This is a genomic window from Mesorhizobium sp. M2A.F.Ca.ET.043.02.1.1, assembly GCF_003952405.1.
GTDB lineage: Bacteria > Pseudomonadota > Alphaproteobacteria > Rhizobiales > Rhizobiaceae > Mesorhizobium.
The window spans coordinates 5,575,803-5,587,410 of record NZ_CP034445.1 but is presented as its reverse complement, the minus strand read 5'-3'; the positions used below and the strand labels follow the sequence as shown (position 1 = coordinate 5,587,410).

Below are 11,608 nucleotides of genomic sequence, written 5' to 3'. Positions count from 1 at the left end.
GGCTTTTCGAAGCCGCGACACGAAGCCAGAAGCGCTTTTAGCCTCCCGTGTCTCCGCTCTCGACCGTCTCGCGATGCTCCTTTCTTCCCCGCTTTGTCGGGTCAGACAAGTTGCAGAGGCTTAGCCGCGAGGGCCGGACAGAGAAACGAAGAAAGGCAGAAAGACATAATGGCTCTTTACGAACATGTGTTTCTTGCCCGGCAGGACCTGTCGCAGCAGCAGGTTGACGCGCTTGTCGAACAGTACAAGGGCGTCATCACCGCGAATGGCGGCTCGGTCGGCCGGATCGAGAACTGGGGACTGAAGTCCCTCACCTACCGGGTCAAGAAGAACCGGAAGGCTTACTACACGCTGATGGACATCACCTGCCCGCCGGCCGCGCTCAACGAGATGGAGCGCCAGATGGGTCTGTCGGAAGACGTCCTTCGCTTCCTCACCGTCAAGGTGGAAGCGCATGAGGAAGGCGCTTCGGCGATGATGCAGAAGCGCGAAGAGCGCTCCGAGCGCGGCGGCTTCGGCGACCGCGACCGTGGCGACCGGGGCCCGCGTTCCTTCGGTGACCGCGACCGCGGCGACCGTGGTCCGCGTTCGTTCGGCGACCGTGACGGCGGCGACCGTGGTCCGCGCCGTCCGCGCGAAAGCTCTGAAGGGGGTGCAGAATAATGGTCGACATCAACCAGATCCCGACCCGGCGCCCGTTCCATCGCCGCCGCAAGACCTGCCCGTTCTCCGGCGCCAATGCGCCCAAGATCGACTATAAGGACGTGCGTCTGCTGCAGCGCTACATTTCCGAGCGCGGCAAGATCGTGCCCTCGCGCATCACCGCCGTCAGCCAGAAGAAGCAGCGCGAGCTCGCCAAGGCGATCAAGCGCGCCCGCTTCCTCGGCCTGCTGCCCTACGTGGTTCGCTAAAAATCGAGCGGGCGGTTCGCCGCCCGCTTCCACCTCCGCGGCGACGGGCGCCGCGAGGTTTGAAATCAAATCCCGAGTTGGGGCCTGTTGCCTCTAACTGCCCAGACAGGCAGGACAGCGACAAAAGCGGCAACGCCGCCAAGCTTGCTGACCTGTTCCAATCACTCAGCGTCGATCCTCGATCGACGCCCAGACGAAGGAACGAAACCATGGAAGTCATTCTCCTCGAGCGCATTTCCCGCCTCGGCCAGATGGGCGAGACCGTGAAGGTCAAGGACGGGTTCGCCCGCAATTTCCTGCTCCCGCAGGGCAAGGCGCTGCGCGCCAACGAAGCCAACAAGAAGAAGTTCGAGGGCCAGCGCGCCCAGCTCGAAGCCCGCAACCTGGAGCGCAAGTCTGAAGCCTCCAAGATCGCCGAGACGCTCGACGGCAAGAGCTTCATCGTTGTGCGCTCGGCCGGCGAGACCGGCCAGCTCTACGGTTCGGTGTCGACCCGCGATATCGCCGATCTGCTCACCGCCGAAGGCTTCACCGTCAACCGCAACCAGATCGAGCTCAACCAGCCGATCAAGACCATCGGCCTCTCCAACGTGGCGATCGCGCTGCATCCGGAAGTCGAGGTCACCGTGACGCTCAACGTCGCCCGTTCGGCCGACGAGGCGGAACGCCAGGCCAAGGGCGAGACGCTGACCACCGCCGAAGCCATCTATGGCGAGGACATCAACGACAACGCCCGGCCGGAGAATTTCTTCGACCCGAACGCCGAATTCGAAGGCGGCGAAGAGAACGCCTGATCACTGCATTTCCGAAGCATCGCTTCGGCTCGCAGACGTCCAGGATTTCTGGACCAACGCCCGGGTCTCAGACCCGGGCTTTTTTGTGCCAAAAGGAACTTTTCGACACCCCATATCTTGTGCACATTACAGCGTAGCGCGTCGATTGGACGCGGGCGATGTGCTGTGGCATCTTCGCTTAGGCATTCCAGTCTGATTACCGGGTGATCCGACTGAGGGGACATTTGGTCATGAACATCCTGTTGAAACACGTTCTCGAACGCCTGGTGCGGGTCGGCGACCTCAAGGTGACGGGCCCAAAGGGCACGACGCACAAGTTCGGCGACGGCAGCGGCGAGCCGGTGCATATCCACATCAAGACGTCGCATGCCGAGCGCGCCATCACCTTCGATCCGATGCTGGCGGTGCCCGAGGCCTATATGGACGGCGAGCTGGATGTGCTGGAGGGCGGCGTTCTGGGGCTGATGCGCATCGCGTTCCAGAACATGGGCTCAAGCGGCATCGACGTGTCCTGGTCGAAGGCGATCGAGGGTCTGCGCCATGCCTTCCGCCGGCTGCAGCAGATCAACACCGCCGCGCGCTCGCGCCGCAATGTGCAGCGCCACTACGACCTGTCGGGCGAGCTCTACAAGCTCTTCCTCGACGAGGACATGCAGTATTCCTGCGCCTATTTCGAGCAGCCCGACATGACGCTGGACGAAGCGCAGCTTGCCAAGAAGCGCCACATCGCCGCCAAGCTGCGGCTCAAGGCTGGCCAGACGGTGCTCGACATCGGCTCCGGCTGGGGCGGGCTCGGCCTCTATCTCGCAAAGATCTTCGACGTCGACGTGCAGGGCGTCACGCTGTCCACCGAGCAGCATGGTGTCGCCACCGACCGCGCGCATGCGCAAGGCCTGCAGGACCGGGTGCATTTCGAGCTCAAGGACTATCGGCACATCAACGAGCGCTTCGACCGCATCGTCTCGGTCGGCATGTTCGAGCATGTCGGCGTCAACCATTACCGAACCTTCTTCGACAAGACCGCGACGCTGCTCAAGCCAGACGGCGTGATGCTGCTCCACACGATCGGCCGTTCCGGCGTGCCGTGGGCGACCAGCGCCTTCGTCCGCAAATACATTTTCCCGGGCGGTTACATCCCGGCGATGTCGGAGGTGATGCCGGCGATCGAGAAGTCGGGCCTGGTGGTGACGGACATAGAAATCCTGCGGCTGCACTATGCCGACACGCTGAAGCATTGGGGCGCCCGCTTCGCTGCCAACCGCGACAAGGCGAAGGCGATCTATGACGAGCGCTTCTGTCGGATGTGGGAGTTCTATCTCGCCGCCTCGGAGGCCGCCTTCCGCTGGCAGGACCTGGTGATCTTCCAGTTCCAGCTCGCCAAGAAGAACGACACGCTGCCGGTGACCCGCGACTATATCGCCAAGTGCGAGAAGGCGTTGGAGTTGCGCGACCACGGCCATCCGGAGCCGGAAGCGCCTGCCGCCCGGCCGGCCAAGCCGACGCGCAGGCGCAAGGCGGTGGAGTAGGCACGCATTGCCGCTTGCCATTGCGCGGTGACGCTATGAAAAAGGTCTCGTTCGCGAGACCTTTTTTCATGACCTATCTCATCTGTATCGCCGCAGCGCTTGCCGAGATCGCCGGCTGCTTCTCGTTCTGGGCGTGGTGGCGGCTGGAGAAGTCGCCGCTCTGGCTTCTCCCCGGCCTCGTCTCGCTCGCGCTGTTCGCCTTCCTGCTGTCGCTGGTCGACACCAACGCGGCTGGCCGCGCCTATGCCGCCTATGGCGGCATCTACATCGCGGCTTCGCTTGGCTGGCTGTGGCTGGTCGAAGGCGTGCGTCCCGACCGCTGGGACCTGGCGGGCGCGGCGCTCTGCATCATCGGCGCCTCCGTCATCCTGCTTGCGCCGCGCGGGATTTGAGCGATGGAGCTTCCTGCCCAGCTGCGCCAAGGCGTTGACAGCCTGCTCGAGAAGGTGCCGCTTGCGGCGCTAAAGCAGGCGGCAAGGACGCTGTCCGAACGCTACCGCGCCGAGCTTCGCGACGGCCGCCTGCATATGGGCGAGGAGATGGCGGTCAAGGCCTATCTGGCGACGCGGCTGCCCGCCACCTACGCCGCGGTGCGCGCCAGCCTCGACGCGCTTGCCGATGCGCGGCCGGATTTCCAGCCGAGGACCCTGCTCGACATCGGCGCCGGGCCTGGCACGATGCTTTGGGCCACGGCAGACGCCTGGCCGGAGCTGGGACAGGCGATGCTGGTCGAGGCAAGCGCCGCGGTGCGCAAGGTCGGGCAGTCGCTTGCAGCCGGCACGATCGCCGCCCGCACCGAATGGGTCGCCGGCGATGCCACCATCGATCTCGACAGCCTCAAGCCCGCCGACCTCGTCAGCATCGCCTATGTGCTCGACGAAGTCGCGCCGGCCTCGCTGCCGAAGCTCGTCGATCGCCTTTGGCAGCTGACCGCCGAAACGCTGCTCGTCGTCGAGCCAGGCACGCCCGCCGGCTGGCAGCGCATCCTTGCCGCGCGGCAGCAACTGATTGCCGCCGGCGCGCATATGCTGGCGCCCTGTCCCCACGCGGCGCCCTGCCCGATCACGCCGCCCGACTGGTGCCATTTCTCGCGCCGCGTCGCCCGCTCGCGCCTGCATCGCCTGGTCAAGGAAGCCGACGTGCCGTGGGAGGACGAGAAGTTCATCTATCTCGCCGCCTCCCGGCAGCCGGCGCCGGCGCGCGCCGCGCGGGTGCTGGCGCCGCCGAAAGGCGGCTCCGGCAAGGTGGTGCTGAAACTCTGCCAGCCGGACGGCAGCGCCGGCGAGCAACTGTTCAGCAAGCGCGACGGCGCCGTCTTCAAGACGGCCCGGCGCGCGGATTGGGGCGACACGCTGCGATAGGAATTTTCTTGTTTTGTTCTCGTTCGAAGCGTTATCTTCACCCTCTTCGATTCGAGTCAATGACGATTCTTTCCACCAGAAAATTTTGGCTGTGAATCGCGAGTATCAAGGTCAGTCAGAATCGTACTGTTGCAGAAAGGTCAGCATCGAATCTTCCCGTTCTGGTATCGAGGAAGGCGGGATCGAAATCGGGGACATTATGGCAGAGGCGGCACTGAAATTCGGCGCGGCGGAAACGCCGCTCTATCGCGAGGCACCGAACAACATCGAGGCCGAGCAGGCGTTGCTGGGCGCTATTCTCGTCAACAACGACGCCTTCTACAGGGTCTCGGATTTCCTCAAGCCGGCGCATTTCTACGAGCCGCTGCACCGCCGCATCTTCGAAGTCGCGTCCGAACTCATCCGCATGGGCAAGATCGCGACGCCGATCACGCTGAAGACCTTCCTTCCGGCCGACGAGAAGGTCGGCGACATGACGGTGGCGCAATATGTGGTGCGGCTCGCCGTCGAGGCCGTCACCGTCGTCAACGCCACCGACTATGGCCGCGCCATCTACGACCTTGCGACGCGCCGCGCGCTGATCACCGTCGGCGAGGACATGGTCAACATCGCCTATGACGCGCCGGTCGACATGTCGCCGTCCGAGCAGATCGAGGACGCCGAGCGCCGGCTGTTCGAGCTCGCCGAAACCGGCCGCTACGACGGCGGCTTCGAAAGCTTCAACGATGCGGTCAAGACCGCCGTCGATATGGCCAATGCCGCCTATATGCGGGACGGCCACCTCTCCGGCATCTCGACCGGTCTGCGCGACCTCGATCGCCGCATGGGCGGCCTGCAGCCTTCCGACCTTATCGTGCTGGCCGGACGCCCGGGCATGGGCAAGACCTCCTTGGCCACCAACATCGCCTTCAACATCGCCGAGGCCTACGTCCCGGCGCAGCAGGCCGACGGCACGTTCAAAGCCGCCAATGGCGGCGTCGTCGGCTTCTTCTCGCTGGAAATGTCGTCGGAGCAGCTCGCCACCCGCATCATCTCCGAGCAGACCGAGATCTCGTCGTCAAAAATCCGCCGCGGCGAGATCACCGAGATGGATTTCGAAAAGCTGGTCGCCTGCTCGCAGACGATGCAGAAGATCCCGCTGTTCATCGACCAGACCGGCGGCATTTCGATCGCGCAGCTTTCCGCCCGGGCGCGGCGCCTGAAGCGCCAGCGCGGCCTCGACCTCATCGTCATCGACTATATCCAGCTTATGCAGGGATCGAGCGCACGCGCCTCGCAGAACCGCGTGCAGGAAATCACCGAAATCACCACGGGCCTCAAGGCGCTGGCCAAGGAGCTCGGCGTGCCGATCATCGCGCTGTCGCAGCTGTCGCGCCAGGTCGAAAGCCGCGACGACAAGCGACCGCAACTCTCTGACCTGCGTGAATCCGGCTCGATCGAGCAGGACGCCGACGTGGTGCTGTTCGTCTATCGCGAGGAATATTACCTCAAGAACCGCGAGCCGAAGCTCGGCACCGAGGAATACGTCAAGTGGGAAAACGAGATGAACGAGGCGCGCGGCAAGGCCGAGTGCATCGTGGCCAAGCAGCGCCACGGACCGACCGGCACCGTCAGCCTCGCCTTCCACGGCGAATTCACGCGGTTCTCCGACCTGGCCGAGGAGCATCACCTGCCGGAGAGGTTTGAGTGATCTCTCAATTTGGGAGTAGCTGATTGGATTTCAGCGACATCTATCAGCGGATGAAGTTCGAAGCATACGAAATCTCCGACGACGAACGGACGCAACTGACCAGTTATTTGAGATCTCCTGGGTCAATTTCTAGCGCGAAATCTCACGCCGGGTTGCTAGTCTTCTGCTATTCAAGCGAGCAGGCGCCCGAGAACGTTGAGTTAGTCAGGAAATTCCTTGCCAAAGATGTTGAGGACTACACACGAAGTGCAGCGGCGACTGGTCTTTATCGTATTTGGAAGCTGGGAACGACCTCCGATATCGATGATCTGCTAGGCCTCATAGCACTTTGGCCAGAGGATTCTCGGTACTCCACCTCTATTTCCGCGATCGGATGCGCATTCCTTCTCATGCATCGCCTTCAGGACCGTCGTCTCTCTCTGGCGCTCAGGCGATTGTTGGAGACGCTGCACGAAGAACTCACACGAGATAACGAATTAGCAGTCGGCCTCTTCATTCATGCCTGTTGGTCCGCGTATGACAATTGGGCACAGGGCCACCGACAGCGCCGCATCCATTTCGATACGATCGAAGAGGCGTTGCCGATATATTGGGATCGCCAGAAATACCTCTTGGAACCAATAAACTAATGGCCAAATCGCGGGTTCAGTTCATCTGCCAGAATTGCGGCTCGGTGCATCAGCGCTGGGCGGGCAAATGCGATGCCTGCGGCGAGTGGAACACGCTGGTCGAGGAAGGCACTGCCGGCGGCATCGGCTCGGGGCCGGCCAACACGCGCAACGCCCGCAAGGGCCGCGCCGTGGTGCTGACCAGCTTAGCCGGCGACATCGAGGACGCGCCGCGCATCGTGTCCGGCATCTGCGAGCTAGACCGCGCCACCGGCGGCGGTTTCGTGCGCGGCTCGGCGCTGCTGGTCGGCGGCGACCCGGGCATCGGCAAGTCGACGCTTTTGACGCAAGCCGCCGCCGCGCTCGCCTCGAAGGGCCACCGCATCGTCTATGTCTCGGGCGAGGAGGCCGTCGCGCAGATCAGGCTGCGCGCCCAGCGCCTCGGCGTTGCCTCGACGCCGGTCGAGCTCGCCGCTGAAACCAATGTCGAGGACATTCTGGCGACCATCGCCGACGGCAAGCGGCCGGACCTCGTCATCCTCGATTCCATCCAGACGCTGTGGACCGACCTTGCCGATTCGGCGCCGGGCACCGTCACCCAGGTACGCGCGGCCGCTCAAGCCATGATCCGCTATGCGAAATCCACGGGTGCTGCGATCGTGCTCGTCGGCCATGTCACCAAGGAGGGCCAGATCGCCGGCCCGCGCGTGGTCGAGCACATGGTCGACGGCGTGCTTTACTTCGAAGGCGAAGGCAACCATCACTTCCGCATCCTGCGCACGGTGAAGAACCGCTTTGGGCCAACCGACGAGATCGGCGTCTTCGAAATGTCGGATAAGGGCTTGCGCGAGGTTTCCAATCCGTCCGAGCTTTTCCTCGGCGAACGCCACGCGAAATCCCCGGGCGCCGCGGTTTTCGCAGGCATGGAGGGCACGCGGCCGGTGCTGGTCGAGATCCAGGCGCTGGTCGCTCCCTCCTCGCTCGGCACGCCGCGCCGCGCCGTCGTCGGCTGGGACGGAGCGCGGCTGTCGATGGTGCTCGCCGTCCTCGAGGCGCATTGCGGCGTGCGCTTCGGCCAGCACGACGTCTATCTCAACGTCGCCGGCGGCTATCGGATCTCGGAGCCGGGGGCCGATCTGGCGGTCGCCGCGGCATTGGTTTCGTCGCTCACCGGTCTTGCCCTTCCCGCCGATTGCGTCTATTTCGGCGAAATCAGCTTATCGGGCGCCGTGAGGCCGGTTGCGCATGCGCAGCAACGCCTCAAGGAAGCCGAAAAGCTGGGCTTTGGAAGCGCGGTGCTGCCGCTCGGCAGCGAGGAAGTTGCCGGGGGGATCGGGGCCGGCGCGTTCCAGCCCACCGAGCTTGCCGACCTTGTGGCGCGCATAGCCGGCTCACGGCGCAGCCGTGCCGACGACGATGAGTGACGCGGCTCGTCGGGCCGTAAGACAGGAAGTGGGGCGAGGATCATGCCGATTACGCTGCTTGACGGAATTCTCGTCGGCTTCACCCTGGTTTCAGCAATGCTCGCCATGGTGCGCGGCTTCTCCCGCGAAGTGCTATCGGTGGTTTCCTGGGCAGCGGCGGCGGCAGCGGCGTTCTTCTTCTACAAGCCGGTGCTTCCCTATGTGCAGCCCTATATCGACAACGACAAGATCGCGATGGCCGCTTCAGCGGGTATCGTCTTCCTGATCGCGCTGATCGTCGTCTCCGTCATCACGATGAAGCTTGCCGACTGGATCATCGATTCGCGTATCGGCGCGCTCGACCGTACGCTCGGCTTCCTCTATGGCGCGGCGCGCGGCATCCTGGTGGTCGCGGTGGCGCTCCTGTTCTTCAACTGGCTTGCCGGCGCCAAGGCGCCCGCCTGGATCGCCAACGCCAAGTCGCGGCCGTTGCTCGAGACGATCGGCGCCAAGCTCGAAAGCGTGCTGCCGGAAAACACCGAGGAACTGGTCAACAAATACACGCATAAGGGCACGCCGCAGGCTGGCGCGCCGGCCACGACCGATCAGCCCGCGGCAGAGCCGCCGGCCGGCGACGACAACGCGCCGGCGCCCGACGACAGCGAGGGCGAGGCGCCTGCCGACAACGAGCCGGCTCCGGCGCCCGCCCCGGCTCCCGCTCCAGCGCCGGCAAACTGAAATCCAGGCCAGCCATAGCGCTGGCCTGAGGCAATTTGTGAATGCCTGACGAGGTGCGTTGCGTTCCGTCAGAGATCGCCCTATATGGCGGCTTTAGCGGAGCTTGAGCACCAGATGGCAGACTCAACGGCAGATGCAGGCAATGTCCTTTCCGCCGAGGCCGACGACCATTTCCACGACGAATGCGGCGTGTTCGGCATCTTCGGCCGGCAGGACGCGGCCGCCATCGTCACACTCGGCCTGCACGCCCTGCAGCATCGCGGCCAGGAAGCGGCAGGCATCGTCTCCTATGACGGCACCCAGTTCCATGTCGAGCGCCATGTCGGCCTGATCGGCGACACCTTCACCAAGCAGCGCGTCATCGACAGTTTGCAGGGTAATCGCGCCATCGGCCATACGCGCTATGCCACCACCGGCGGCGCCGGGCTGCGCAACATCCAGCCCTTCTTCGCCGAGCTTGCGGAGGGCGGTCTTGCCGTCGCCCACAACGGCAACCTCACCAACGCGCTCACCGTGCAGCGCGCTCTGCAGAAGCAGGGCTCGATCTTCTCGTCGACCTCCGACACCGAGACGCTGCTGCACTTGGTCGCGACCAGCAAGGAGCGCGATCTGAATTCGCGCTTCATCGAAGCGGTGCGCCAGGTGGAGGGCGCCTTCTCGTTGGTGGCGATGACGGCCAAGAAGATGATCGGCTGCCGCGACCCGCTCGGCATCCGCCCGCTGGTGCTGGGCGACCTCGACGGCGCCTGGATCCTGGCATCAGAGACCTGCGCGCTTGACATCATCGGCGCCCGCTTCGTGCGCGACATCAAGCCCGGCGAGATGGTGGTCATCACCTCCAAGGGGATCGAGAGCATCTTCCCGTTCGAGCCGCAGAAGACGCGCTTCTGCATCTTCGAATATGTCTATTTCGCGCGGCCGGATTCTTCGGTCGAGGGCCGCAACGTCTACGAGGTGCGCAAGCGCATCGGCGCGGAACTGGCGCAGGAAAACCCGGTCGAGGCCGACATCGTCGTGCCGGTGCCGGATTCCGGCACGCCGGCCGCAATCGGCTTCTCCCAGGCCGCCGGCATTCCCTTCGAGCTCGGCATCATCCGCAACCACTATGTCGGGCGCACCTTCATCCAGCCTGGCGATTCGATCCGCCACATGGGCGTTAAGCTGAAGCACAACGCCAACCGCCGCATGATCGAGGGCAAGCGCGTGGTGCTGGTCGACGATTCGATTGTGCGCGGCACCACCAGCCAGAAGATCGTGCAGATGGTGCGCGATGCCGGCGCGAAGGAAGTGCATATGCGCATCGCCTCGCCGCCGACCAGCGCATCCTGCTTCTACGGCGTCGACACGCCGGAAAAGTCGAAGCTGCTGGCATCGCGCATGACGGTCGAAGAGATGGCCGAGTTCATCCGTGTCGATTCGCTCGGTTTTCTGTCGATCGACGGGCTCTACCGCGCCGTCGGCGAGGCGCGCCGCGACAACGACCAGCCGCAATTCTGCGACGCCTGCTTCACGGGACAGTACCCCACCCGCCTGCTCGACTTCGAAGGCCACGACAATGTGCGCACGCTGTCGCTGCTGGCGTCGAGCGGGTCGTAGGCCGCGGTATCTGTTTTGACGCAATTCCGGACGGAAAACCGTCAGACACTTTTCCTGGAATTGCTTTAGCCCACGGAATTCTCGCATGACCCTCGACCTTTCCGGCCGCGTGGCGGTCGTCACCGGCGCCTCGCGCGGCATCGGCTATTTCATCGCCAAGGAACTGGCGGCAGCCGGCGCGCATGTCATCGCGGTGGCGCGCACGGTGGGCGGGCTGGAAGAGCTCGACGACCAGATCAAGGCTGATGGGCGCGGACAGGCGACGCTGGTGCCGCTCGACCTCACCGACATGGCAGGCATCGACCGGCTGGGCGGCGCCATCCATGAGCGCTGGGGCAAGCTCGACATCCTTGTCGCCAACGCCGCCGTGCTCGGCGTCATTTCGCCGATCGGCCATGTCGAGGCCAAGACCTTCGAGAAGGTGATGACCATCAACGTCACCGCGACGTGGCGATTGATCCGCTCGGTCGACCCGCTGCTCAGGCTTTCCGATGCCGGCCGCGCCATCATCATGTCCGCCAACTCCGCCCATTCGGCGCGTGCCTTCTGGGCGCCCTACGCGGCGTCCAAGGCGGCGGTGGAGACGATGATGCGCTCTTGGGCGCATGAGACCGAGAGCCTGCCGCTCAGGGTCAACGCCGCCGATCCCGGCGCCACCCGCACCGCGATGCGCGCGCAGGCGATGCCCGGCGAGGATCCGGAGACGCTGCCGCATCCGTCCGAGATCGCCCAGCGCATCGTGCCGCTGGCAAGCCCGGAACTGAAGGAGACGGGCCTGATCTTCCAGGCCAAGCACAACCGCTTCGTCGCCTACCGGCAACCGGAATAATTCGAGTTCAAAAGCGCGTCGCGGCCGATCGAGCCCGCCTGGCGAAGGCCCTCTTCACAGGTCTGTGACCGGGGCGGTGGAAGCGTGTGCCACCGCCCAGCTTTCGCCGTGCCGGGGGAGTTGCTAGAGTCCCTGCGACTCCGACATTCAAG

General features: G+C 64.4%; 12 protein-coding genes. All 12 read left to right on the top strand.

The genetic code is table 11. The features are described 5' to 3' along the window. Positions 1–168 precede the first annotated feature (168 nt). The gene (rpsF, locus tag EJ068_RS26470) at positions 169–663 is read left to right on the top strand and encodes a 30S ribosomal protein S6 (RefSeq protein ID WP_127228415.1); all 495 of its coding nucleotides are present in this window, start codon (positions 169–171) and stop codon (positions 661–663) included. Then, the gene (rpsR, locus tag EJ068_RS26465; protein ID WP_006203718.1) at positions 663–911 is read left to right on the top strand and encodes a 30S ribosomal protein S18; all 249 of its coding nucleotides are present in this window, start codon (positions 663–665) and stop codon (positions 909–911) included. Before rpsF ends, rpsR begins: the two co-directional genes overlap by 1 nt. Before the next feature lie 209 nt (positions 912–1,120). After that, on the top strand, positions 1,121–1,705 hold the full coding sequence (gene rplI / locus EJ068_RS26460) for a 50S ribosomal protein L9 (protein ID WP_126061847.1): 585 nt from the start codon (positions 1,121–1,123) through the stop codon (positions 1,703–1,705). Between the two features lie 230 nt (positions 1,706–1,935). Then, positions 1,936–3,231 (top strand): cyclopropane-fatty-acyl-phospholipid synthase family protein, encoded by a 1,296-nt coding sequence (locus tag EJ068_RS26455; protein WP_127251697.1) that lies wholly within the window; start codon positions 1,936–1,938, stop codon positions 3,229–3,231. Positions 3,232–3,299: 68 nt separating this feature from the next. Continuing rightward, positions 3,300–3,623 carry a YnfA family protein gene (locus EJ068_RS26450; protein WP_127251696.1) on the top strand — a complete coding sequence of 108 codons (324 nt, stop codon included), beginning with the start codon at positions 3,300–3,302 and terminating at the stop codon, positions 3,621–3,623. A gap of 3 nt (positions 3,624–3,626) precedes the next feature. Then, positions 3,627–4,592: a small ribosomal subunit Rsm22 family protein gene (locus tag EJ068_RS26445; RefSeq protein WP_129554927.1), complete on the top strand. Its 966-nt coding sequence runs from the start codon at positions 3,627–3,629 to the stop codon at positions 4,590–4,592. Between the two features lie 199 nt (positions 4,593–4,791). Further along, complete coding sequence (locus EJ068_RS26440; RefSeq protein WP_041010739.1) at positions 4,792–6,282, top strand: replicative DNA helicase; 1,491 nt, start codon at positions 4,792–4,794, stop codon at positions 6,280–6,282. Between the two features lie 23 nt (positions 6,283–6,305). Then, entirely contained in the window at positions 6,306–6,911 is a 606-nt protein-coding gene (locus EJ068_RS26435) for a hypothetical protein (RefSeq protein WP_127251694.1), read from the top strand. After that, positions 6,911–8,314: a DNA repair protein RadA gene (gene radA / locus EJ068_RS26430; protein WP_127251693.1), complete on the top strand. Its 1,404-nt coding sequence runs from the start codon at positions 6,911–6,913 to the stop codon at positions 8,312–8,314. The genes EJ068_RS26435 and radA overlap by 1 nt, the downstream gene beginning before the upstream one ends. A 42-nt stretch (positions 8,315–8,356) precedes the next feature. Further along, positions 8,357–9,031, top strand: a complete 675-nt coding sequence (locus tag EJ068_RS26425; protein ID WP_042637922.1) for a CvpA family protein — start codon at positions 8,357–8,359, stop codon at positions 9,029–9,031. 114 nt (positions 9,032–9,145) lie between these two features. Continuing rightward, positions 9,146–10,627 carry an amidophosphoribosyltransferase gene (gene purF / locus EJ068_RS26420; RefSeq protein ID WP_127251692.1) on the top strand — a complete coding sequence of 494 codons (1,482 nt, stop codon included), beginning with the start codon at positions 9,146–9,148 and terminating at the stop codon, positions 10,625–10,627. 85 nt (positions 10,628–10,712) lie between these two features. Next, entirely contained in the window at positions 10,713–11,456 is a 744-nt protein-coding gene (locus tag EJ068_RS26415) for an SDR family NAD(P)-dependent oxidoreductase (protein WP_127251691.1), read from the top strand. The last annotated feature ends 152 nt before the right edge of the window (positions 11,457–11,608 follow it).

Coding starts and splice junctions, on each gene's coding strand:
- rpsF (WP_127228415.1), top strand. CDS start 169: ATGGCTCTTTACGAACATGTGTTTCTTGCCCGGCAGGACCTGTCGCAG.
- rpsR (WP_006203718.1), top strand. CDS start 663: ATGGTCGACATCAACCAGATCCCGACCCGGCGCCCGTTCCATCGCCGC.
- rplI (WP_126061847.1), top strand. CDS start 1,121: ATGGAAGTCATTCTCCTCGAGCGCATTTCCCGCCTCGGCCAGATGGGC.
- EJ068_RS26455 (WP_127251697.1), top strand. CDS start 1,936: ATGAACATCCTGTTGAAACACGTTCTCGAACGCCTGGTGCGGGTCGGC.
- EJ068_RS26450 (WP_127251696.1), top strand. CDS start 3,300: ATGACCTATCTCATCTGTATCGCCGCAGCGCTTGCCGAGATCGCCGGC.
- EJ068_RS26445 (WP_129554927.1), top strand. CDS start 3,627: ATGGAGCTTCCTGCCCAGCTGCGCCAAGGCGTTGACAGCCTGCTCGAG.
- EJ068_RS26440 (WP_041010739.1), top strand. CDS start 4,792: ATGGCAGAGGCGGCACTGAAATTCGGCGCGGCGGAAACGCCGCTCTAT.
- radA (WP_127251693.1), top strand. CDS start 6,911: ATGGCCAAATCGCGGGTTCAGTTCATCTGCCAGAATTGCGGCTCGGTG.
- EJ068_RS26425 (WP_042637922.1), top strand. CDS start 8,357: ATGCCGATTACGCTGCTTGACGGAATTCTCGTCGGCTTCACCCTGGTT.
- purF (WP_127251692.1), top strand. CDS start 9,146: ATGGCAGACTCAACGGCAGATGCAGGCAATGTCCTTTCCGCCGAGGCC.
- EJ068_RS26415 (WP_127251691.1), top strand. CDS start 10,713: ATGACCCTCGACCTTTCCGGCCGCGTGGCGGTCGTCACCGGCGCCTCG.